19 protein-coding genes are annotated in these 23,097 nt (G+C 46.2%); 17 read left to right on the plus strand and 2 right to left on the minus strand.

The window, feature by feature from the left end; genetic code table 11:
* The first annotated feature begins 141 nt into the window (after positions 1–141).
* The 7 genes from KOL94_RS19215 to pruA all read left to right on the plus strand — a co-directional run bounded on the left by KOL94_RS19215 (position 142) and on the right by pruA (position 10,083).
* Positions 142–1,188 carry a DUF3048 domain-containing protein gene (locus KOL94_RS19215; RefSeq protein ID WP_221568293.1) on the plus strand — a complete coding sequence of 349 codons (1,047 nt, stop codon included), beginning with the start codon at positions 142–144 and terminating at the stop codon, positions 1,186–1,188.
* Between the two features lie 21 nt (positions 1,189–1,209).
* Positions 1,210–1,509, plus strand: coding sequence for a YerC/YecD family TrpR-related protein (locus tag KOL94_RS19220; RefSeq protein WP_221568294.1), 300 nt, complete (start codon positions 1,210–1,212; stop codon positions 1,507–1,509).
* A 255-nt stretch (positions 1,510–1,764) separates the two neighbouring features.
* Complete coding sequence (gene pcrB, locus KOL94_RS19225; RefSeq protein ID WP_221568295.1) at positions 1,765–2,451, plus strand: heptaprenylglyceryl phosphate synthase; 687 nt, start codon at positions 1,765–1,767, stop codon at positions 2,449–2,451.
* Between the two features lie 69 nt (positions 2,452–2,520).
* Entirely contained in the window at positions 2,521–4,740 is a 2,220-nt protein-coding gene (gene pcrA, locus KOL94_RS19230) for a DNA helicase PcrA (protein ID WP_221568296.1), read from the plus strand.
* 27 nt (positions 4,741–4,767) lie between these two features.
* Positions 4,768–6,774 carry an NAD-dependent DNA ligase LigA gene (gene ligA, locus KOL94_RS19235; RefSeq protein ID WP_221568297.1) on the plus strand — a complete coding sequence of 669 codons (2,007 nt, stop codon included), beginning with the start codon at positions 4,768–4,770 and terminating at the stop codon, positions 6,772–6,774.
* Positions 6,775–6,793: 19 nt separating this feature from the next.
* Complete coding sequence (locus KOL94_RS19240) at positions 6,794–7,990, plus strand: CamS family sex pheromone protein (RefSeq protein ID WP_221568299.1); 1,197 nt, start codon at positions 6,794–6,796, stop codon at positions 7,988–7,990.
* A 542-nt stretch (positions 7,991–8,532) separates the two neighbouring features.
* Positions 8,533–10,083, plus strand: a complete 1,551-nt coding sequence (gene pruA / locus KOL94_RS19245; RefSeq protein ID WP_221568300.1) for an L-glutamate gamma-semialdehyde dehydrogenase — start codon at positions 8,533–8,535, stop codon at positions 10,081–10,083.
* Between the two features lie 128 nt (positions 10,084–10,211).
* On the opposite strand, the gene KOL94_RS19250 is transcribed toward pruA, so the two are convergent.
* Positions 10,212–11,099 (minus strand): YitT family protein, encoded by an 888-nt coding sequence (locus KOL94_RS19250; RefSeq protein ID WP_221568586.1) that lies wholly within the window; start codon positions 11,097–11,099, stop codon positions 10,212–10,214.
* 538 nt (positions 11,100–11,637) lie between these two features.
* Between KOL94_RS19250 and putP the strand changes: the two genes are divergently transcribed.
* Positions 11,638–13,149 carry a sodium/proline symporter PutP gene (gene putP / locus KOL94_RS19255; RefSeq protein WP_260412542.1) on the plus strand — a complete coding sequence of 504 codons (1,512 nt, stop codon included), beginning with the start codon at positions 11,638–11,640 and terminating at the stop codon, positions 13,147–13,149.
* Positions 13,150–13,348: 199 nt separating this feature from the next.
* Here the strand turns inward: putP and KOL94_RS19260 are convergent, their stop codons facing one another.
* The gene (locus KOL94_RS19260; protein ID WP_221568301.1) at positions 13,349–14,269 is read right to left on the minus strand and encodes a DMT family transporter; all 921 of its coding nucleotides are present in this window, start codon (positions 14,267–14,269) and stop codon (positions 13,349–13,351) included.
* Between the two features lie 130 nt (positions 14,270–14,399).
* Here KOL94_RS19260 and pdxR point away from each other — a divergent pair, with 130 nt between their 5' ends.
* The 9 genes from pdxR to KOL94_RS19305 all read left to right on the plus strand — a co-directional run bounded on the left by pdxR (position 14,400) and on the right by KOL94_RS19305 (position 23,089).
* On the plus strand, positions 14,400–15,830 hold the full coding sequence (gene pdxR, locus KOL94_RS19265; protein WP_221568302.1) for a MocR-like pyridoxine biosynthesis transcription factor PdxR: 1,431 nt from the start codon (positions 14,400–14,402) through the stop codon (positions 15,828–15,830).
* A 251-nt stretch (positions 15,831–16,081) separates the two neighbouring features.
* A complete protein-coding gene (gatC, locus tag KOL94_RS19270) occupies positions 16,082–16,372 on the plus strand; it encodes an Asp-tRNA(Asn)/Glu-tRNA(Gln) amidotransferase subunit GatC (protein ID WP_221568304.1) in 291 nt (96 codons plus the stop codon).
* An 18-nt stretch (positions 16,373–16,390) separates the two neighbouring features.
* The gene (gene gatA / locus KOL94_RS19275) at positions 16,391–17,848 is read left to right on the plus strand and encodes an Asp-tRNA(Asn)/Glu-tRNA(Gln) amidotransferase subunit GatA (RefSeq protein WP_221568306.1); all 1,458 of its coding nucleotides are present in this window, start codon (positions 16,391–16,393) and stop codon (positions 17,846–17,848) included.
* 15 nt (positions 17,849–17,863) lie between these two features.
* On the plus strand, positions 17,864–19,297 hold the full coding sequence (gatB, locus tag KOL94_RS19280; protein ID WP_221568308.1) for an Asp-tRNA(Asn)/Glu-tRNA(Gln) amidotransferase subunit GatB: 1,434 nt from the start codon (positions 17,864–17,866) through the stop codon (positions 19,295–19,297).
* A 387-nt stretch (positions 19,298–19,684) separates the two neighbouring features.
* Positions 19,685–20,593, plus strand: a complete 909-nt coding sequence (locus KOL94_RS19285; RefSeq protein ID WP_221568310.1) for a diacylglycerol kinase — start codon at positions 19,685–19,687, stop codon at positions 20,591–20,593.
* A gap of 149 nt (positions 20,594–20,742) precedes the next feature.
* On the plus strand, positions 20,743–21,303 hold the full coding sequence (locus tag KOL94_RS19290) for a sugar O-acetyltransferase (protein ID WP_221568311.1): 561 nt from the start codon (positions 20,743–20,745) through the stop codon (positions 21,301–21,303).
* A 75-nt stretch (positions 21,304–21,378) separates the two neighbouring features.
* Positions 21,379–21,528 (plus strand): hypothetical protein, encoded by a 150-nt coding sequence (locus KOL94_RS19295; RefSeq protein WP_221568312.1) that lies wholly within the window; start codon positions 21,379–21,381, stop codon positions 21,526–21,528.
* A gap of 278 nt (positions 21,529–21,806) precedes the next feature.
* A complete protein-coding gene (locus KOL94_RS19300; RefSeq protein WP_221568313.1) occupies positions 21,807–22,301 on the plus strand; it encodes a DUF2243 domain-containing protein in 495 nt (164 codons plus the stop codon).
* Positions 22,298–23,089, plus strand: coding sequence for a cytochrome c oxidase assembly protein (locus KOL94_RS19305; RefSeq protein WP_483298093.1), 792 nt, complete (start codon positions 22,298–22,300; stop codon positions 23,087–23,089). The genes KOL94_RS19300 and KOL94_RS19305 overlap by 4 nt, the downstream gene beginning before the upstream one ends.
* Positions 23,090–23,097: the final 8 nt, after the last annotated feature.

Below are 23,097 nucleotides of genomic sequence, written 5' to 3' on the forward strand. Positions count from 1 at the left end.
CGGTGTTGTTTCTAATTCCTCAACTGTTTAAAAGGTTTTTTTATAATTCATCACTGTAGTCTTAGAGGACTTTTAATAGGGTATCGGTCAAGGGTTGTTCTGAGAGAGAATCAGGGAAAAAACTAGGGGGAGTTTTACCAAATGAATAAGAAAAGGTTGTTTGTTGCGTGTATCGTAGCATTGATCCTTATGCTTTCGGCGTGTAGTTCGAAGGAAACGGCAAAGCCAAGTGATGACGCGGCTTCTAAAGACACAGGCATCGAGAAGAAGGAAGTTGATGACAATCCGAGGTTTGCGTATACGTTTCCGCTGACAGGTAAAGGGACAGACGAGGCGTTGGCATCAAGAGCGGTAGCGGTCATGGTCAACAATGCACCTGAGGCGAGACCGCAGTCCGGTTTGCATAAAGCCGACATTGTCTATGAAGTTTTGGCGGAAGGGAAAATCACAAGATTGCTTGCCGTTTTCCAGAGTGAGGAGCCTGACGCCATCGGACCGGTTAGAAGTGCGCGTGATTACTACGTGAGACTCAGTAACGGATTCGATGCGATCTATGTTTTCCACGGCTGGAGTCCATCGGCGCAAGCAATGCTGACTTCGGGGAACATTGACTCGCTGAATGGCTTGTATTACGATGGAACATTATTCAAGCGTGCGAATTTCCGGAAAGCGCCGCATAATTCATATATCACCTACGAAAATATCATGAAGGAATCTAAGAAAAAGAAGTTCGAATTGAAGCAGGAGATTCCAGCGTTTTCATTTTTAAAGGAAGATGAAGTGACGGCAATTGAAGGGGATCCCGCAAGCACAGTGACTGTTTCATACGGTGATCATTATAAAGTGAAATACCGTTACCAATCGGAAAAGGGCACATACTTGAGATATGTAAACAATGAGCAGACTGTCGACAGGGAAACGGAAATACCGATTGAGCTTGAAAATGTGCTGGTCGTCGGTGCCAACCACCAGGTCATTGACAGTGCAGGTCGCCGTAACATCAATCTTGAAAGTGGCGGTGACGCAATTCTATTCCAACAAGGGAAGTCACAAGAGATAAATTGGAAGAATGAAAATGGACGAATCATTCCAGTAAAAGATGGAGCAGAGGTTCCGTTCGTACCAGGCAAGACATGGGTGAATCTGGTGCCTTCGTCAGACCTTGATCCAAACGTAAGCTGGGAATAGTTTTGGAGGAGTGATTAAGGGATGCAAATTGATAAACTAAGAGGAAAAACATTGGATCAGCTTTTCGATGCGATTCTAACGCTGGAAGACCGGGAAGAGTGCTATCGGTTCTTCGACGATTTAGCGACAATTAATGAAATCCAGTCTTTGGCACAGCGGCTGGAAGTGGCGCGTATGCTGCGTGAAGGATATACGTATCATAAAATCGAAAAAGAAACGGGTGCAAGTACAGCGACGATCTCACGTGTAAAGCGCTGTCTCAATTACGGAAACGACACCTATGAAATGGCGCTTGACCGCGTTCACACCAAATCTGAATAGATGAAAAGGGGCTGACTTTAGCGAGTCAGCCCTTCCTTATTGGGAGAGTGATCTGGGAGGATGCTGTGGTCCGAAATGAGCGTTTTACGGCCAAAAAGAGGCTCGATACGGCCCAAATGAGCCATCTATCAGCCAAACGACACGAATCCACAAAATTTGCCGCACATTCACGAACATCCTCCACACCTCAGTTTTTACCGGTACCCTTTTCTGTTATAATCCTTAGAGGAAGTGTTTACTTAGGAGGACAGCCTTATGTTTGAATATAAAGAATGGAAGCACGTCTTCAAGCTGGATCCGGACAAGGAAATCACCCCTGAAGCCCTGGATCAGATCTGTGAATCAGGGACAGATGCGGTGATCGTCGGCGGGAGTGACGGAATGACCCTGGAAAATACGATCGACCTTCTATCTCGGATCCGCAAATACACCGTACCTTGTGTGCTTGAGGTTTCGAACATCGAATCTATCACGCCGGGATTTGATTTTTATTTTGTGCCGAGTGTGCTCAACAGCAAGAATCCGGATTGGATCGTCGGTCTGCACCGGGATGCGATCAAGGAATACGGCGAGCTCATCAATTGGAACGAGCTTGTGACAGAAGGCTATTGCATCGTTAACGGTGAATCGAAGGCGGCGCAAGTTTCAGAGGCCGACACAGACTTGAGCGAAGAGGACATCCTCGCATACGCAAGGATTGCTGAGAATATGTTCCAGCTGCCGATCTTTTACCTGGAATACAGCGGTACGTATGGCGATGTGGAAACAGTGAAAGATGTGAGCACGATCCTCGACAAGACACGTTTCTATTACGGCGGCGGTATCAAAAATGTGGAACAGGCTAGAGAGATGGCGCAATTTGCTGATACAATAGTCGTTGGAAACATCATTTATGAAGATATGGAAGCAGCGATCAAAACGGTGAAAGTCGTTAAAGGATGAATTGTGTTTTCAGCTTGCTTCGATTAAAATAATAGATAGGAACATACGTTTGTATAGGTGGTGGAAAATGTGCAACAAATTGTTGAACGGCTGCTCTCTGGGCTGAATCCTGAACAGAAGAAAGCGGTCAAGCATACAGAAGGTCCTCTCTTGATCATGGCAGGAGCAGGAAGTGGAAAGACGCGGGTTTTGACCCATCGGATCGCATATTTGTTAGTTGAAAAAGGTGTTGCCCCGTGGAATATCCTTGCGATCACGTTTACAAATAAAGCAGCAAGAGAAATGCAATCGAGGGTTGCGGCAATTACCGGACCGGCTGCGGAAAGCATCTGGATCTCAACGTTCCACTCGATGTGCGTACGGATTTTAAGAAGGGATTCCGACCGGATTGGGATCAATCGCAACTTTACGATTCTCGATGCGACGGACCAGCTGTCTGTCATCAAACAGGCGCTCAAAGACCTGAACCTTGATACGAAAAAGTTCGATGCGAGAGGAATCCTCGGAACGATCAGTTCGGCGAAAAACGAGCTGAAGACCGCGGCTGATTTTCAGAAGACAGCCCAGGGAATGTACGAAGAGGTTGCGGCAGATGTTTACGAAGTGTACGAAAAACAGCTTCGTAAAAATCATGCACTCGACTTCGATGACTTGATCATGTCGACGATCAAGCTTTTTCAGCGTGTGCCAGAAGTTCTCGAGCATTATCAGCGCAAGTTCCAGTACATACACGTGGACGAGTACCAGGATACGAACCGCGCGCAATATGTGCTCGTGAACCTTTTGGCTGAACGGTATCGGAACCTTTGTGTTGTCGGGGACTCGGATCAATCGATCTATCGCTGGCGTGGAGCGGACATTGCAAACATCCTCTCGTTCGAGCAGGACTACGCGGATGCTGAAGTGATCTTGCTTGAGCAGAACTATCGCTCGACAAAACGAATTCTCCAGGCGGCGAACGAAGTGATCCAGAACAACACAGGACGTAAGCCGAAGAATCTTTGGACAGACAATACGGATGGCCAGAACATCAGTTATTACCAAGCCGACAGTGAGCATACGGAAAGCTATTTTATCGTCGGAAAAATCAAGGAAATGCTGCAAGGGGAGCGGAAACCGTCGGATATCGCAATCCTTTACCGGACGAATGCGCAATCGCGTGTCATAGAGGAAGCGCTCGTCAAATCGAACATTTCCTACACGATCGTCGGCGGTACGAAGTTCTACGATCGTAAGGAAATCAAGGATATCCTTGCGTATTTGCGCCTGATTGCGAACCCGGATGACGACATCAGCCTGAGCCGGATCATCAATGTGCCGAGACGCGGGATCGGGGCTTCAACCCTCGATAAAATCGTCCAGCATGCCGCGATGCATGACCTTTCCATCATGGATGCGCTCGGTGAGGTCGAGCTGATGGGCTTAAGCGCTCGGTTCGTGAACGCGCTCACTGAATTCCGCGATCAAGTGATGAACTGGTCGAAAATGCAGGAATATCTTTCGGTCACTGAATTGACGGAAGAAGTTCTGGAGAAGACTGGTTATAAGGATGCTTTGAAAAAAGAGCATACGATCGAGTCGCAGAGCCGGCTTGAAAACCTTGATGAATTCCTGTCCGTCACTCAGGAGTTCGAAAAGCAGAATGAAGATAAAAGCTTGATTGCCTTCTTGACAGATCTTGCCCTGATCGCTGATATCGACAAGATGGACGATGATGAAGAGGACAAGAAGAAGGATGGCGTCGTGCTTATGACGCTCCACTCCGCAAAGGGTCTTGAATTTCCTGTCGTCTTTTTGATGGGACTTGAAGAAGGGATCTTCCCACATAGCCGTTCCCTTTTCGATGATGAAGAGATGGAAGAGGAACGCCGTCTTGCGTATGTCGGGATTACCCGTGCGGAAGAAGAGCTGTTTTTAACGAATGCAAAAATGCGTACTCTATATGGGAAAACGACGATGAACGCACCTTCCCGTTTTATAAACGAGATTCCGGATGAGATTGTGGAATCGTTGAATGAAGAGCAAGAAACGTTGCCGTGGCAGAAAACGTCTAATCAGATGCCGACTGCTGGCGCACCACGCCGGTCACATCGGACGGCTCCTGCTCGTAAAAGCGGTGCATCGCTTGATTGGGGTGTCGGCGATAAAGCGAAGCATGGCAAATGGGGTGTCGGAACGGTCGTCAGCACGAAAGGTGAAGGTGATTCGCTCGAGCTCGATATCGCATTCCCGCAGCCGACTGGCATCAAGCGTTTGCTGGCGAAGTTCGCACCGATCGAAAAAGCATAGAACCTGATCAAGAAAAGAGGTAAAGTGATGACTGAGGAACAAGCGAAGGCCAAAATCGAAGAATTAAGCAATTTACTCAATCAATATAATTATGAATATCACGTTCTTGATAAACCATCCGTACCAGACGCAGAGTATGACCAGAAGCTTCACGAGCTGATCAAGCTTGAACAGGAATTCCCGCAGTTCCGCACCGAGCATTCACCTACTCAGCGTGTCGGCGGAGAACCGTTGGATGCGTTCCGTAAAGTTGAGCACCAGTCACCGATGCTGAGCCTTGGCAACGCGTTCAATGAGCAGGATCTCAGGGATTTTGATCGCCGGGTCCGTGATGGTGTCGGCGGGAAAGTCCAATACGTATGTGAGCTTAAAATTGATGGTCTCGCGGTTTCGCTTCTCTATGAAAACGGTCGTTTTGTCCGCGGGGCAACCCGGGGCGACGGTACAATAGGAGAAGACATCACGAATAATTTAAAGACAATTCGTTCCATTCCACTTCGTTTGAAGGAAGACGCAACACTCGAAGTACGTGGTGAGGCCTTCATGCCGAAAGCCTCTTTTGAAAGATTGAACGAAGCCCGTGAGAAGGAGGGCGTCGAAGTGTTCGCGAACCCGCGAAACGCAGCGGCTGGTTCGTTACGGCAGCTCGATCCGAAGATTGCATCACGCCGTAACCTCGATATTTTTGTTTATGGTGCAGGTAATTATGAAGGCCGGAATGTGGAGTCACACAGCGAAAGTCTTGATTACCTCGAGGAGCTTGGATTCAAGACGAATCCGGAATGGAAACGTTGCGAAACAATTGATGAAGTTATTGAATACGTGAATGGCTGGGTGGAGAGACGCCCTGATTTGAACTATGAAATCGATGGGATCGTCATCAAGGTCGATTCTCTTGACCAGCAGGATGAGCTTGGTACGACGGTAAAAAGTCCGCGCTGGGCGGTCGCATACAAGTTCCCTGCAGAAGAGGTCGTGACAAGGCTCGAGGACATCGAGCTGACGGTCGGGCGGACAGGTGTTGTGACGCCGACTGCGATTTTGGAACCGGTCCAGGTGGCAGGTACGACGGTAAAACGTGCCTCCCTCCATAATGAAGATCTTATCCGGGAAAAGGACATCAAGATCGGGGACTATGTCATTGTAAAAAAAGCGGGAGATATCATTCCTGAAGTCGTGAACGTGATTGAAGAGAAGCGTACGGGTGAGGAGCAGGATTTCCACATGCCGACACATTGCCCGGAATGTGAAAGCGAGCTTGTCCGGATTGAGGATGAAGTCGCATTGCGCTGTATCAATCCGAAATGTCCGGCGCAGATCCGTGAAGGGTTGATTCACTTCGTTTCACGGAACGCAATGAATATCGACGGCCTGGGCGAAAAGGTCATCACCCAGCTGTTCAATGAAAATCTGATCAAAGATGTCGCTGATTTATATGAGCTGAAGCGGGAAGAGCTGCTGCAGCTTGAACGGATGGGCGAGAAGTCTGTTGATAATCTTTTAAAAGCGATTGAAGCATCGAAGGACAATTCTCTTGAGAAGTTGTTGTTTGGTCTAGGAATCCGTAATGTCGGTGCAAAAGCAGCCAGGACATTGGCGGAGTACTTTGAAAAGATGGAAAACCTGCAGAAGGCTACGCGAGAGGATATCACGTCGATTCATGAGTTCGGCGAAATCATTGCTGATTCTGTTGTAGTGTATTTTGAAAAACCTGAAGTAACGCAATTATTGGATCACTTGCGTGAAGTAGGCGTGAACATGGAATATAAAGGGTTGAAGCGAAGCGAAACCGAAAACATCGATTCTCCGTTCAGCGGCAAGACGATCGTGTTGACGGGCAAATTGCTGCAACTCTCTCGGAATGAAGCGAAAGCAGAAATTGAAAAGCTTGGTGGTAAGGTGACAGGAAGCGTGAGCAAGAACACCGACCTGATCATTGCCGGTGAAGATGCAGGCTCGAAGCTTACAAAAGCGGAGAAGCTCGGTATCGAAGTCTGGAATGAAGACACTTTTGTCGGCCAGCTGAATGATTAAGGAGTGTGCAGTTTAGGGGATGTTTAAAAAGCTATTCGTGATACTCAGTGCCTCACTGATCCTTTTGTCCGGATGTATGCCCTTTGATAATTTGAAACGTGATGAAGTCGTGGAAGATGAAGCCAATGACAATGAACAGGCGATTCCTCTGCATAATATCAACACGACGGATGACAAGTATTACAAGTCGTTGAAAAATTATGAGCCAGGAGCGGCGCGGGGAGAAATTTCATACGGTGTCGATAATCGGATCGATGTCGATGAATTGGAAACAGGGTTGATGAGAATTTCAAAAGAGACGTTCTCGATTGATGATTATTATTTTCAGAATGGCCAATACTTGTCGAAGGCGACCATCCGGAACTGGTTGAAGCGCACTTCAGAAGAGTCAGGGGAATCCGGTGATAAATTCATCCAAAAGGGCTTGAATCCAGAGATTAATGAGAAAGCCTACCAGAATGCCTCTGTAGACGAGAGGAAGGAAATGCTGAAGCAGAATCCGAAAATCCTCTCTTATATCTTGGAGCAGGACTATTTGCAGGACAGTGGGAAGGATTCTGTTAAACTTGCGGGTATTTCAATCGCATTGTCCTTCCACTCGACATATTATTTTACCGTTCAGGATGACCAGGGACGGCTTCACCGTGATGAAAAAAAGCTTGATGGTGCTGAAGTGAAGCAATTCGCACAGAAAACCGGTCAGGAAGTGATCAATCGTTTGCGGCAGCATCCGGAGCTTAAGGATGTACCGATTACGGTGGGACTTTTCCACGAAGAAAAGCACGGTGCGGTCGTGCCTGGCAACTATTTTGCGAAAACGGTTGTGAAAGGCGGACAGACGAAAGCGAATTGGGAAAACGTCAATGAGAAGTATTACTTTTTCCCTTCTAGCGATGCGGAAGAAGATCATCGCGAGGACTATAACACGTTCATCCAATTTGAAGAGAAAATCAAAGAGTACTTCCCGAACTATATCGGGGTCGTCGGTAAAGCGTTGTACCGTAACGATCGGATTTCGAAGATGACGATTGAAATCCCGATGCAGTTCAATGGGAAAGCTGAGGTCATTTCATTTACGCAATACGTGAATTACCTGGTGAAGCAATACTACCCGGATGAGGTCGTCGAGGTCAACATCAAATCCTCACTCGAACAGAACGAAAGCCTGATCGTATCCGACCCATCTAACGAAGACTCGGTCGTACACATCTACTAGGATTTAATTCTCGAAGGAGGACAACGTTGGAAAACGAACGTTTCCAACGTTGCAAAACTTATAAAATACCTATGAAAATGATAAAACAGAATGGTGGATCGGCCATTCTGTTTTTTTGAACTTTAAAAAACGGTGCCTGGTACACTTGCAGATTCCTTGGGAGAGAAGGGATTTAGAAGTGTGCCAGGCACTGATGGTAAACCCTTGGGAGAGAAGGGGTTTAGAAGTGTGCCAGGCACCGATCGCGAAGTCAATGGTACCAATGCTTCCAAATCGGTGCCTGGCACCGCGTAAAATTGTTTTTGCATATTTGGTTAATAGGACAGGGGTGGGGATTGAGCGGAACCCTTGAGACGACTGGGTTTGATGCTGTATTTCTAATCATTTTAGCAAGTAAAAATTAATAGCTTACAATGGAAATATTCTGACTATTGCTGGATGTTTGAAAGCATAATTTTCATAGTGTAGAATGAGGATGTAATTGAAAACCTTTGTATGCGTTTTCAATACTACTCTATTGCGATATTGGAGGGTTCATTCTTATGGTAGTACCTTACAAACACGAGCCATTTACTGATTTTTCCGTGAAGGAGAATCGTGAAGCTTTTGAAGAGGCTTTGAAAAAAGTCGAGAACGAATTATTAGGTAAAGACTATGACCTGATCATCAATGGAGAGTATGTCTCTACGGATGAAAAGATCGTATCGATCAATCCTGCGAATAAGGAAGAGGTCATCGGGCGTGTTTCCAAAGCGAACCAAGAGCTCGCTGAAAAGGCGATGCAATCTGCGGACAAAGCTTTTGAAACTTGGCGCAAGGTAGATCCGGAAGAACGTGCCAACGTATTATTCCGTGCAGCTGCAGAAATTCGCCGCCGTAAGCATGAATTCTCTGCTTTGATGGTAAAAGAAGCAGGTAAGCCGTGGAAGGAAGCGGACGCTGATACAGCTGAAGCGATTGATTTCCTGGAGTATTACGGACGTCAAATGCTTGAAATCAAAGACGGTAAACCGATCCAAAGTCGTTCTATCGAACACAACCAATACAAATACATTCCTTTAGGTGTTGGAATTACGATTTCTCCATGGAACTTCCCGTTTGCGATCATGGCTGGAACAACAGTTGCACCGATCGTCACTGGTAACACTGTCATTTTAAAACCAGCAAGTGCGACTCCAGTTGTTGCAGCTTGGTTCGCGGATGTCATGCTGAAAGCTGGAACTCCTGCAGGTGTATTGAACTACTTGCCAGGAAGCGGTTCTGAAGTCGGTGACTATCTTGTTGATCACCCAAGAACTCGTTTCATCAGCTTCACAGGTTCCCGTGATGTCGGTACACGTATCTGGGAACGTGCAGCAAAAATCCAGGACGGCCAAAAGTGGCTTAAGCGCGTAATCGTGGAAATGGGCGGAAAAGATACAGTCTGTGTCGACAGTGATGCTGACTTAGATCTAGCAGCTCAATCCATCGTATTCTCTGCATTCGGATTCGCTGGGCAAAAATGTTCCGCTGGTTCCCGTGCAGTCGTTCACCAGGACATTTACGATGAAGTTCTTGAAAGAGCTGTCAAGCTTACGAAAGAACTTACTACTGGTAGCCCGATTGAACATAACACGTACATGGGACCGGTCATTGATAAAGGTGCTTATGACAAGATCATGAGCTATATCGAAATCGGAAAGGAAGAAGGCCGCCTCGTTGCTGGTGGTGAAGGTGATGATTCTAAAGGTTTCTTCATCCAACCTACGATTTTCGCTGACCTTGATCCGAAAGCGCGCCTCATGCAGGAAGAAATCTTCGGACCAGTTGTTGCATTCAGTAAAGCACGTGACTTTGACCACATGCTTGAAATTGCGAACAACACGGAGTATGGTCTGACTGGAGCACTTCTTACAAACGACCGCGATAAAATCAAGCGTGCGAAAGAAGACTTCCATGTTGGTAACCTATACTTCAACCGTGGATGTACAGGAGCAATCGTCGGATATCAACCATTCGGTGGATTCAACATGTCTGGAACTGACTCCAAAGCTGGTGGACCAGACTACCTCGTACAGCACATGCAACCGAAGACAACATCAGAAGGACTATAAAAAATAGATTAAACCCCTGTCGCTCATGCGATAGGGGTTTTTCTAGTTATAATCCATTGTTTTGTAAGCTAATTGTCCGGAATCCTGGTTATGGAATCCGCCTTGTTGAACGTTGTGAAACGAGATGGTCAATGAATATTTCTTTTCCTGAAACGACCGCCTTTGACGTCATGGATGTCACCGACTGCTAAAAATGCTGTAGGATCGAGTTCCTCTACAATGCTTTTGAGTTTCGCTTCTTCCAGACGGGTGATGACACAGAAAATAACCTTCTTCGCATCTCCGGTATAAGCACCTTCACCGTTCAAATATGTGACACCCCTTCCTAATCTGGCATTCAACGTTTCTGCAATCTCTTTATGCCGATCACTAATGATCCATACGGATTTGGAAGACTCGAATCCTTCAATGGTGATATCAATCATTTTAAAAGCGATGAAGTATGCGATCAAGGAATACATAGCCCGTTCCCAGCCGAATACGAAACCTGCACTTCCTAGAATGAAAAGGTTGAAGAACATGACAACTTCGCCTAAGGAGAATGGTGTAGCTTTATTGAAGAGGATCGCGAGGATTTCTGTCCCATCCAATGACCCGCCATACCGGATGACCAGGCCGACTCCGATTCCTAAAATGATCCCCCCGAATACAGAAGCCAGTAATGGATCATCCGTCAGTACAGGAACGGGGTGTAACCATAAGGTGCATATGGAGAGAGTAGTGACACCGAACAATGTTGTGAGGGCAAAGGTTTTACCGATTTGTTTATAACCTATGAAAAAGAATGGAAGATTCAAAATGAGAAGCAAGTACCCGAGTTTAATACCACTCAAGTGTGATAGAATGATGGAAACACCGACAATGCCACCATCGATGATCTGATTAGGAACCAAAAAGATTTCCAAGCCTATCGCAACGAGCAATGCTCCAAGCGGAACTAGAATGATCCGTTTTGCAAGCTGCGTTTTCGATAACTTTTTATGTTGAGACTTTGTTTGTAGTTTTGGTTCAAACAGTCCGTCCAACAATTTTTCCCCCTTAACTTTTAAAAACAACTCGCTTATTATTATTATACATGACCAGGAACCTATAATATTCCGTTTACTATTGTGAGTTTTATAAAATAATCACTGGCGAATTGGGTAAGATAAGAGGGTATAGCGTGCTGCCAACTCATTAAATGGTAAAAATATCCTCAAATTAATCTTCATAAATTTTTATGAATAGATATTATTATATACGGGTGAAAAGGCTTACATTTTCATGATATGCGTATAATTATACATCATAATGCTTAGATTTTAATTATCACAATGTTCTAACTTTTATATTGTGTTATGGTCTTTAATGGTGGCAACAAATGCGGGATATTTTGTAAGGTGTTAACGAATTATTTTTGCATAATACTTGCATATGAAATGACAGGAGGTGCTCACGTGGAAGAATTCAGTATATCAGCAGCAACGTGGTTTTGGTTACTAGTACCTATGCCATTAGTGGTCATTCTATCTATCATATCGTACTTTGTTGAATCGAAAGGAGAGAATTAATTAGATGGGTATTGATACGCCTACGTTAATAACATTTATTATTTATCTAGTAGTAATGCTGGCGATCGGGGTTATATCCTATCGCTTAACAAGTAACTTATCAGATTACGTATTAGGAGGAAGAAGCCTCACACCAGGAGTTGCAGCACTTAGTGCAGGTGCTTCGGATATGAGTGGTTGGCTCTTGCTCGGCTTGCCAGGTGCTGTTTATGCTGGTGGTATGAACGCAGCATGGATCGGTATCGGTCTATCGGTCGGTGCATATTTGAATTGGCAGTTCATTGCAAAACGACTTCGTCAATACACAGAGGTTTCAAACGATTCGATCACGATTCCGGATTACTTTGAAAACCGTTTCCGTGACAACTCGAAAGTTTTACGTGTGATTTCTGCAATTGTTATCCTATTCTTCTTTACAGTTTATACTGCTTCAGGACTTGTAGGGGGAGCTAAGCTATTCCAATCTTCCTTTGACATGACGTATACGTCTGCATTATGGATTGGAGCAGCAGTTATCATCTCTTACACGTTCCTTGGCGGATTTTTAGCAGTAAGTTGGACTGACTTCATTCAAGGGATCTTAATGTTCTTAGCCTTAGTCATCGTTCCGATTGTTGCAATCAACAAGCTTGGTGGATGGAATGAAACGATCAACCAAGTAGGAACCGTAGATCCTGGATTTGTTGACATCATGGCAGGAATGGGTGGAATTGCTGGATTCTTAGCAATCATCTCAAACCTTGCCTGGGGACTTGGTTATTTTGGACAACCCCATATCCTGACACGTTTTATGGCTGTAAGATCTTCACAAGACATTCCGAAGGCTCGCGTAATCGGAATGGGTTGGATGGTCATCTCCATGTTTGGTGCTATTTTCACAGGTCTTGCAGGTATTGCATTCTTTGCAGACAACCCGCTTGAAGGTGCAGCAACTGAGACAGTATTCATTTTGTTCACGCAAGTTTTATTTGATCCATGGGTCTCTGGAATTTTGCTTGCAGCAATCCTAGCGGCAATCATGAGTACAGTCGACTCTCAGCTGCTCGTTTCTTCAAGTGCTCTTGCTGAAGACTTTTACAAAGCGATCTTAAGAAAAGATGCTGGTGAAAAAGAATTGGTCTGGATCGGCCGTTTCGCGGTACTGGGAATCGCATTGATCGCAGTATTCATCGCATCTGATGCGAACAGTAAAGTGTTGGATCTCGTAAGTTATGCATGGGCAGGCTTCGGTGCCGCATTCGGTCCGGTCGTCATCCTGTCACTATTCTGGAAACGTATGACTCGTAACGGTGCGCTGGCTGGGATCCTCGTCGGTGCGGTAACTGTTGTCGCTTGGAAGCTGCTTTCAACTCCGCCAGAAGGAGCAGAACAAACAGAGGCAGTCATTCCATTCGCACTTTATGAAATCGTACCAGGATTCATCCTTGCAACGCTTGCAATCATCATTGTAAGCATGATGGGCAGAGGACCAAAACAAGAAATTAAAGCAGAATTTACAGAAGCTGTTGAAGAATAAAAAGAAATATAAGAAAGACTGGCTCAAGGGGTATACACCTCCTAAGCCAGTCTTTTTTTATTGAACCGTGGACCGTGGCCACGTGGACCGTGCCAGGCACCGATTGAGAAACCTTGGCGCTGTTGACTTCTCGTTCGGTGCCTGGCACCATTTTCAAACCCTTGTGCGGTAACGGTTTTCTGAGTGTACCAGGCACCTGTCAGACGTTCGAGCGGGTCATTTCACCGTTCCGGACCAATTTTAATAGTGTCGTCCGGTTGGTCAGCAACACGCCGGAAATGATCAGGAATGCGCCCACGATCATGACTGGGGACAAGGCTTCCTGTAAAAACAAGTAGCCTACGAAAATGGCTATCAATGGCGAGACATACAGCCACGTCGATGGGAAGATTGGATTCGTTTTTGAAATCAACCAGTAATAGAGTCCGTGCCCCCCGATCGATCCCACCAATATCAAGTAAAGCAGGGCGATCTGTGCATTTGAATTTGCAACGAGTGAAGAGAAACTAGGTTCCTCGACTACGAATGAAAAGAGTGTCAGCATAACTCCTCCGTAAAACATTTGCACCCCATTCATCAAAAATGGGGAGAAGCGATGTTCGGTCGCGAAATAGCGTTTTGAAAAGACCGATCCGTATCCGTAGCCGATTTCTCCGATCAACACTACGATACATCCGATCAGCCAAAGGTAAGAAAGTGTCTCGCCCAAACCGGGTAGTGAGATACAGACGACACCAACAAGTGCAATCACCAGCCCGGTCACCTTGATAAAATCAAGTTCAGCTTCCTTCCGTTGCCTCTGAATCAACAGGATCATCATCGGACCAGTCGCGGAGAGGACAGCAGCTAATCCTGACGTAATGTATTGCTCAGCCCAATAGAGGGTCGAAAAGGTCATGAACGTAATGCAGAAGCCGACGACCATAAGCTGTTTGGACATGAGCGCCTCGACAACAGGATGCTTTTTAATCGCAAAAAAGCCAAGAACAAGCAGGCCAGCAATCATAAATCGGACTCCGCCAGAAAGAATTGGTGTCGCACCTGCTTCAATCCCGACTTTTATAAAAAGAAAAGTCGTACCGAATATAACGCAGACAAGAATGTAATTGATCAAGACCATATGAAAACCTCCTTTTCAGTTAAGAGGAGTATAAAGCAGTAAGTGTATAACAGTTTTACAGGGCGTATAACAGTTCCTCTTGTAAAACGTTGCGATTTCAGCTTTACTTATAGAAAAAGGAGGGCTGGATATGAAACTAGTCCTGAAGAAAGAGGCTGCCACACCAATCCATCAACAAATCTATCATCAGCTTGTAAACCGGATCCAGACGGGAGCGGTAGCGGCTGGGGAAAAGATCCCTTCGTTACGGTGGTTATCAAAAGAGTTGGATGTGAATTATCTGACGATCAACAAAGTCTATCAACGCTTAGAGGAAGAAGGTTATATTGAAATCCTCCAAGGAAAGGGCGCTTATGTTAAAAGTCGTCATACTGGCCACCCATCCTCACAAAGGGATGAACAACAGGATAGTTTCTCGCCACTCCTTACACGTTCGCAATATCTGATGCAGCGCTCGAAACATCAATACGATTTTTCAAAAGCAGTCGTATCCCCGGGGCTTCTACCCAGTTATTTTCTTGCAGAGCAGGCGAAAGCGATCTTTGATTTGCACCCAATGATTTTGACGACGTATGGACCCGTGGAAGGGGATGAAGAGCTCCGTAAAGAAGTGTCCGCCTATTTGGACAATCAGCTTGGTTATAAACCACCTTTGGATGAAATCCTGATAACGAGTGGGGTCCAACAGGCGATCAATGTGGTCGCAAACACGTTTCTGACGCCGACAGATACGGTAGCGGTCGAAAGCCCGTGTTATGGTGCGGCGCTAGACACGTTCATGAACAGGGGAAATGCGATTCTGCCGATTCCGATTGATCTAAGCGGTATGAGGACCGATCTATTGGAGGAGCAATGTCGAAAGAACCCGCCAAAGCTCGTATACGTCAATCCTACCTTTCATAACCCGACTGGGGCTTCTATGAGTGAAAAGCGTCGCAAAGAGCTTCTGGAGCTTGCTGAAACGTATCATTTCCTCATTATTGAGGACGATTCGTTCAATGAAATCTATTTTGATGGGGTACTGCCCCCGAAACCGATCAAGTACTTTGATACGACCGGTCATTGTATCCTTTTAAAAGGATTCAGCAAAACGATGGCGCCGGGAATACTCTTAGGAGCACTCATAGCGGATAAACGGCTTTATGAGCAGGTCTATATTGCTAAGGCATCCATGGATGTTGGAAGCCCGCTCTTGAATCAAAAGGTGATCCTCCCGTTCATGAAGACACAGCGGATGAAGGACCACCTTGAGAAATTGAGGATCGCCTTGCAAATCCGACGAGATATGACAGCTGATATTCTGGAAATGTGCTTGAAAGACCGGATTAGATATGAACTACCGAAAGGCGGGTTGAATTTGTGGATCAAGCTTCCTGAGGAGATTGACATGCGCGCATTACAGAAACGGGCATCTGAACATTCGATTTCCTTTCTACCAGGGAGCGCATGTTATGCTGTGAATGAACCGACACAAGAGATCCGCATCAGCTACTCCGGTCTCAGCGACCGCGATAACACCGAAGGTATCACTAAACTCGGCAAACTCATCGCGGAAATGTAGTGCCAGGCACCGACATCTATAATTCGGTGCAGTTTCGAAATATTTCGGTACAAACTCAAATTGATTCAATGCAAATTAAAATATTTCGGAGCAAAATCGGTTTAATTCGTAGCAAATCCAAAACAATTCGATGATTTTGCGGAATAAAAGAGCGTCCGTAAAAGTGGCACTCCATGATTGTTGATATGAGAGGGTTCTTTTTGGTATCATCAGTATATTGCAATAGGTACGATTTTTTGGAGGTGGAAGAAGTGGCCCGAATTACGAAGGAAGAAGTAAAGCACGTTGCGAAGCTTGCGCGACTCGCAGTGACTGAGGAAGAAGCGGAAAAGTTCACAAGCCAGCTTGACGCGATCATCGGTTATGCGGAGCAACTTAAGGAATTGGATACAGACGATGTGGAACCGACAACCCACGTCCTAGATATGAAGAATGTCCTCCGTGAAGACGAGGCGAAGCCTTGGTTGACGAATGAGGAAGCACTCAAGAATACACCGGATACACAGAACGGACTTATTAAAGTTCCAGCTGTTTTAGAGTAGGGAGGGAGAAAACCGACGATGTCTTTATTTGAAAAGAAGATCTCAGAGCTGCATGAGCTCCTACATAAAAAGGAAATGAAGGTAAGCGAACTTGTTGACGCTTCTTTCTCAAGGATCAACGAAGTCGACGACAAAGTGAAAGCCTTCCTCACCCTTAATGAAGAAGGCGCAAGAGAACAAGCGAAATACCTCGACAGCAAAATGGGGACCGACGAAATGCGCGGACTCCTTTTCGGTCTGCCAATCGGCGTGAAAGATAACATCTCGACAAAGGACTTGCGTACGACTTGTGGAAGCAAGCTGCTTGGAAACTTTGAACCTGTTTTCGACGCAACGGTTGTTGAACGCTTGAAAAAAGCAGAAACGATAACTGTCGGAAAGCTGAACATGGACGAATTCGCAATGGGTTCATCCAACGAAAACTCAGGCTTTTTCCAAACACGCAACCCATGGAACACAGATTACGTACCAGGCGGATCAAGTGGTGGATCGGCAGCATCAGTCGCAGCCGGAGAAGTCTTTTTCTCACTCGGTTCTGACACGGGTGGTTCAATCCGACAACCAGCGGCATTCTGTGGTGTCGTAGGACTCAAGCCGACTTACGGCCGTGTTTCCCGTTTCGGACTTGTCGCGTTCGCATCTTCACTTGACCAAATCGGTCCGATCACAACAACAGTTGAAGACAACGCGTTTTTATTCCAGGCGATCAGCGGGTATGACAAGATGGATTCCACATCCGCGAACGTCGAGAACAAGGACTACACAGCGGCACTAACTGGCGACGTCAAAGGTCTGAAAATCGCGGTGCCAAAGGAATACATCGGCGAAGGTGTAGACGAAGACGTCAAGAACCGTGTCATGGATGCACTTAAAGTCCTCGAAAGCATGGGTGCTGAGTGGGAAGAGGTTTCGCTCCCACACTCCAAATACGGTGTCGCGACTTATTACCTGCTGGCATCCTCTGAAGCGTCCTCCAACCTGGCGCGCTTTGACGGTGTCCGTTACGGTGTCCGTACAGAAAACGCGGACAACCTGCTTGAACTTTACAACCATACGCGAAGTGAAGGGTTTGGTGACGAAGTGAAACGCCGGATCATGCTTGGAACGTTCGCCCTGAGCTCAGGCTTTTACGATGCGTATTATAAAAAAGCACAGAAGGTACGTACATTGATTAAGAAAGACTTCGACGAGGTCTTTGAAAAATACGATGTCATCCTTGGACCGACTGCACCGACAACGGCGTTCAAGATCGGTGCCAAAACGGATGATCCACTCACGATGTACGCGAATGATATCCTGACGATCCCGGTCAACTTAGCTGGAGTACCGGCGATCTCCGTCCCATGCGGACTTTCCAACGGACTGCCTGTCGGACTACAAATCATCGGAAAAGCGTTTGATGAGAATACGATCTACCGCGTTGCTCACGCTTACGAGCAAGCGACTGATCATCATCAAAACAAACCGCAACTGTAAGGGGGGACGAAAAAAATGCATTTTGAAACAATAATCGGACTTGAGGTCCATGCTGAACTGAAAACGAACTCGAAGATCTTCTGCAGCTGCTCCACGGAATTCGGAGCGCCACCGAACACGAACGTCTGCCCGATTTGTCTTGGACACCCAGGTGTTTTACCTGTCGTGAACAAGCAGGCGGTGGACTTCGCGATGCGTGCGGCAATGGCATTGAACTGTGAGATCACACGCGAAACGAAATTCGACCGTAAAAACTACTTCTATCCGGACAACCCGAAGGCGTATCAGATTTCTCAATTCGATAAGCCGATCGGTGTCAACGGCTGGATTGAAATCGAAGTGGACGGCAAGAAAAAGAAGATCGGCATCACGCGCCTTCATATGGAAGAGGATGCTGGTAAATCGATGCATGCTGACGACGGAACACACTCCCTTGTGGACTTGAACCGTCAAGGGACGCCGCTCGTCGAAATCGTATCCGAGCCGGACATTCGCACGCCGGAAGAAGCGTATGCCTATCTTGAAAAATTGAAAGCGATCCTGCAATATACCGAAGTATCCGATTGTAAAATGGAAGAAGGCTCGTTGCGTTGTGATGCAAACATCTCCCTCCGCCCAGTCGGACAAGAGGAATTTGGTACGAAGGCGGAGCTGAAGAACCTGAACTCATTTGCTAACGTCCAAAAAGGACTCGCGCACGAAGAGGTTCGCCAGGAAAAAGTACTTCTAAGTGGAGGAGAAATCCTGCAAGAGACACGTCGGTTTGATGAACAGTCCAAGAAAACGATTCTCATGCGTGTAAAAGAAGGATCGGATGACTACCGCTACTTCCCAGAGCCGGATCTTGTCGGTCTATCAATCGATCAGGAATGGATCGACCGTGTGAAATCAGAGATTCCAGAGCTTCCGGATGCGCGTAAGCAGCGCTATATCGAAGAGCTAAAGCTTCCAGCGTATGACGCGAAGGTTTTAACACAGTCCAAGAAGATGTCCGATTTCTTTGAAGAAGTCCTGGAAAAAGGTGCAGACGCGAAAGCTGCTTCGAACTGGATGATGGGTGAAGTTTCCGCATACTTGAACGCAGAGTACAAGGAAGTCGATGAAGTCGCCCTCACACCAGAAGGACTTGCGAAGATGATCGAGCTGATTGAAAAAGGAACGATCTCTTCCAAGATTGCGAAGAAAGTCTTCAAAGAATTGATTGAAAAAGGCGGTGACCCAGAAGTCATCGTCAAGGAAAAAGGACTCGTTCAGATTTCGGATGAAGGCGAGCTTCGCGGCATTGTCACCGGAATTTTAGATGAGAACGAACAATCGATCCTCGACTATAAAAACGGTAAGGACCGTGCGCTCGGATTCCTCGTCGGCCAAGTGATGAAGGCGACGAAAGGAAAAGCGAACCCGCCAATGGTCAACAAACTGATCGTCGAAGAAATCGAAAAGCGATAAGATTGAAGAAGCCCTTTACGGAGGGCTTCTTTTCACACTTAAAGAAAGTATAAAATACTTTCTTCAGTATTTGATTTTGATGGGCGAGCGGTTTCTGGACACTTCTCGCTTTTATCTGGACAAAACCACAGATTATCTGGACAACTTTCATTTTTTACTGGACAAAACCTCGAATTAGCTGGACAACATTGAAGATTTTCTGGACATTTCGCCTCAAACGAATTTTCCTGCAATTGTCACAGAGTATTGTTTTGCATTTTGGATTTAAGGTCACTATAATAAGATGGACGGTATAAATAATAGGAAATATTTTACACAAGACATGTCCGGTACACTTGTCCGAATCAAATTCTTTGAACCTAATAGAATAAAATCAGGTGATCTATTATGAAACGAGCACGATTAATTTATAATCCGACATCGGGAAGAGAACAGGTCAAGCGCCAGCTGCCATATATCCTTGAAAAATTGGAGAAGGCAGGCTACGAGACCTCGGCTCACGCGACCTGTGCAGATGAAGGGGACGCGACAAGAGCTGCGAAACTGGCAGTTGAACGTGAATTCGACCTTGTCATTGCAGCAGGCGGGGATGGAACAATCTATGAGATCATCAACGGTATCGCAGAGCTCCCGAACCGGCCGAAGATGGGTATCATCCCAGCAGGAACAACGAACGATTTCGCACGTGCCCTCGGCGTTCCTCGTACCATTGAGAAGGCGGTTGAGGTTTTATGTGATGGCGTTGATATTCCAGTCGATATCGGCCGCGTCAACGGAAAATACTTCGTCAATATCGCAGGCGGCGGAAAGCTGACAGAGCTGACATACGCTGTCCCGAGCCAGATGAAGACGATGATCGGCCAGCTAGCGTATTATTTGAAAGGGATGGAGATGCTTCCCTCGATCCGTCCGACCAACGTCAAAATCGAATACGATGATAAAGTGTACGAAGGAGACGTCATGCTTTTCCTGGTTGCAAACACGAACTCGGTCGGGGGTTTTGAAAAGCTTGCGCCACTCTCTGAATTCAATGACGGTTATTTCGACCTCATCATCTTGAAAAAAGCGAACCTGGCAGAGTTCATCCGAGTCGCAACCCTTGCAATCAAAGGTGATCATATCCGTGATGATCACGTCATTTACGAAAAGGCAAGACGTATCAAGATCCATACCGATGAAAAAATGCAGCTGAACCTCGACGGGGAATACGGCGGTCTGCTTCCAGGAGAATTCATGAACCTTAGGCACCACCTGCAGATGATCGTCCCAAAAGAACGCTTCGAAACAAGATATTAAATGTAACCGAACCCGGCCATCAGAGTCGGGTTTGTTTTACATTTGAAGAAAGTATAGAATACTTTCTTCAATATAAGCGCAACTAATGGCTCAGCCTACGCCTAGGGCTTGGCTTTGCTAAGTTTTCTTTATATAGGGAGGGGATCTTCATGAAAACCGAAAAGGAAAAGATGTTAGAGGGCGAAATGTATAACCCGGCAGACCCAATGCTTATCAAAGAAAGGGAAAATGCCCGTAGATTGACGAGATTGATCAATGAAACGACCGAGACGGAAACGGAAAAGCGGGTCTCCCTTTTAAAAGAACTGTACGGATCGACCGGGGAAGAGATCTTTATCGAACCGATCTTTCGATGTGATTACGGCTCGAACATCCATGTGGGAGAAAACTTTTTCGCAAACTTCGACTGCGTGATTTTAGACGTGTGTAAGGTAACGTTCGGAGACAATTGCATGCTCGCACCTGGGGTACATATTTACACAGCGACACACCCACTCGATCCTACAGCAAGGAACTCCGGCAGGGAATATGGAAGGCCCGTGACTTTTGGCGATAACGTGTGGATTGGGGGCGGTGCGATCATCAACCCCGGTTTGACGATTGGGGGTAACGTCGTGATTGCTTCCGGTGCGATTGTGACGAGGGATATACCAGACAATGTCGTCATCGCCGGCAACCCTGCAAAAATCCTTAAGGAAATCGATGATTAATTGCTTTTTTAGCGATACTCTGTGTGGTGGTGGGTCATACTAATTCTGTATAGAACATTAAGGAGGTTCATCGGTATGGCGGGAAAAGAAAGACTTAATGAAGAAGCGGCACGGAACAACAACCTTGACGCAGCAACACTTAAGAATGACATGGAGCTTTCAGAAGAATTGCAGGATAAAAGAGTTGAAAAAGAAGTGAACCCGAAGAGGATCAAACGAAGTTGACATAAGTGGGACAGGCCGATGATAAGGCGGTCCCACTTTTATTTTACCGGACACTAGAGACCTTATTTGCTGTAAATCGTAGTGGATCAGTGTCTTTTGTCACAAATAGCGTCGCTGGTGTCCGTTAATTTCCTGAAAAAGCCGATTTTGTCACACACAAAGCCCTGTGTGTCCGTTACGTTTTTTTAGGCTAGTGGACTTAATTTTCCGCCAATCTGATTTGAAACTACCGGAAAAGGATAGAGTAATAAAAGAATCAAAAAAAGAGGAGGACCCACATGGCTGTGGAGTCGGTCAACTCACAAAATAACATTACATATTTTAACCGGAATATTTGGGCGGGTTTCTTGTTCGGACTTGGGCTCGTCGCTTTCATAGACGAAACAATCTTCCACCAACTGTTACATTGGCACCATTTTTATGACAAAACAACGCTCTCTATGGGGCTGATTTCGGATGGTTTGTTCCATGCGTTCAGCTGGTTTGCCACAATTGGAGGCTTGTTCATGTTAGCCGATTTGAAGCGTCGTGGCGCTTTTGTATTTAAAAGATGGTGGGGCGGTAGCATGCTAGGCGGCGGTGCTTTTCAATTCTATGACGGAATCGTCCAGCACAAAATCATGAGGATCCACCAAATCCGGTACGTAGACAATGTGTACATTTATGATTGGGTATGGAACATCATTGCGGTCATCATGATCATTGTCGGTGGAATGCTCATCAACCGGACGAGCAAAGAATACCGTAGAAAACTGGAAGGGACACAAGCGTGATGGAAGGGGATATGCATCAAGAGACAGGAACGCAGCTTGTGTTGATGCTGCCGTTTTTGCTCATGATCGGCGCCTATATTTGGGCTGGAATCATCTCGAATCGTCATCATAAAACGTGGCCGGTAACCCGGTATGTATATTGGACAGTTGGGGTTATCTGTGCCGCGGCAGCTGTCGTTGGCCCCATCGCAAACAGAGCCCATGGGGATTTCACTATGCATATGACGGGGCATCTGTTACTTGGAATGCTTGCGCCGCTACTTATTGCGATTGCAGCACCAATCACGCTAATTTTACGGACATTGAATGTAAAATGGTCGCGAAGGATTTCCCGTTTGTTGAAGAGCCGTTTTTTCCAGGCGGTAAGCGATCCGGTCGTTGCCACTCTGCTCAATGTAGGGGGATTATGGTTACTATATACAACTGATTTATATTTGGAGATGCACCATAGTCTTGTTTTGCATGTGCTTGTCCATCTGCACGTCTTTCTGGCGGGCTATATTTTCACAGTTTCGATGATTTATATGGATCCGACACATCATCAGAGAAGCTTCATCTATCGATGTATCCTGCTGGTATTCGCTTTGGGAGGGCATGGGATCCTATCGAAGTATATCTATGCTTATCCACCTGCAGGCGTTCCCCGGGCGCAGGCAGAAGCGGGCGGAATGCTGATGTATTACGGCGGTGACGCAATCGATATCGTGCTGATCACGATTTTCTGTTACCAATGGTATAAAGCCTCAAGACCGCGGACCACCTCTCCCTATCAACCACAGGTGAACTAAAAGAGGAT

This window comes from Alkalihalobacillus sp. TS-13 (assembly GCF_019720915.1).
Classification (GTDB): Bacteria; Bacillota; Bacilli; order Bacillales; family Fictibacillaceae; genus Pseudalkalibacillus.

Coding starts and splice junctions, on each gene's coding strand:
- pcrB (WP_221568295.1), top strand. CDS start 1,765: ATGTTTGAATATAAAGAATGGAAGCACGTCTTCAAGCTGGATCCGGAC.
- KOL94_RS19295 (WP_221568312.1), top strand. CDS start 21,379: ATGGCGGGAAAAGAAAGACTTAATGAAGAAGCGGCACGGAACAACAAC.
- KOL94_RS19260 (WP_221568301.1), bottom strand. CDS start 14,269: ATGGTCTTGATCAATTACATTCTTGTCTGCGTTATATTCGGTACGACT.
- gatA (WP_221568306.1), top strand. CDS start 16,391: ATGTCTTTATTTGAAAAGAAGATCTCAGAGCTGCATGAGCTCCTACAT.
- KOL94_RS19240 (WP_221568299.1), top strand. CDS start 6,794: ATGTTTAAAAAGCTATTCGTGATACTCAGTGCCTCACTGATCCTTTTG.
- KOL94_RS19220 (WP_221568294.1), top strand. CDS start 1,210: ATGCAAATTGATAAACTAAGAGGAAAAACATTGGATCAGCTTTTCGAT.
- putP (WP_260412542.1), top strand. CDS start 11,638: ATGGGTATTGATACGCCTACGTTAATAACATTTATTATTTATCTAGTA.
- KOL94_RS19290 (WP_221568311.1), top strand. CDS start 20,743: ATGAAAACCGAAAAGGAAAAGATGTTAGAGGGCGAAATGTATAACCCG.
- KOL94_RS19285 (WP_221568310.1), top strand. CDS start 19,685: ATGAAACGAGCACGATTAATTTATAATCCGACATCGGGAAGAGAACAG.
- pruA (WP_221568300.1), top strand. CDS start 8,533: ATGGTAGTACCTTACAAACACGAGCCATTTACTGATTTTTCCGTGAAG.
- KOL94_RS19215 (WP_221568293.1), top strand. CDS start 142: ATGAATAAGAAAAGGTTGTTTGTTGCGTGTATCGTAGCATTGATCCTT.
- KOL94_RS19300 (WP_221568313.1), top strand. CDS start 21,807: ATGGCTGTGGAGTCGGTCAACTCACAAAATAACATTACATATTTTAAC.
- ligA (WP_221568297.1), top strand. CDS start 4,768: ATGACTGAGGAACAAGCGAAGGCCAAAATCGAAGAATTAAGCAATTTA.
- pdxR (WP_221568302.1), top strand. CDS start 14,400: ATGAAACTAGTCCTGAAGAAAGAGGCTGCCACACCAATCCATCAACAA.
- gatB (WP_221568308.1), top strand. CDS start 17,864: ATGCATTTTGAAACAATAATCGGACTTGAGGTCCATGCTGAACTGAAA.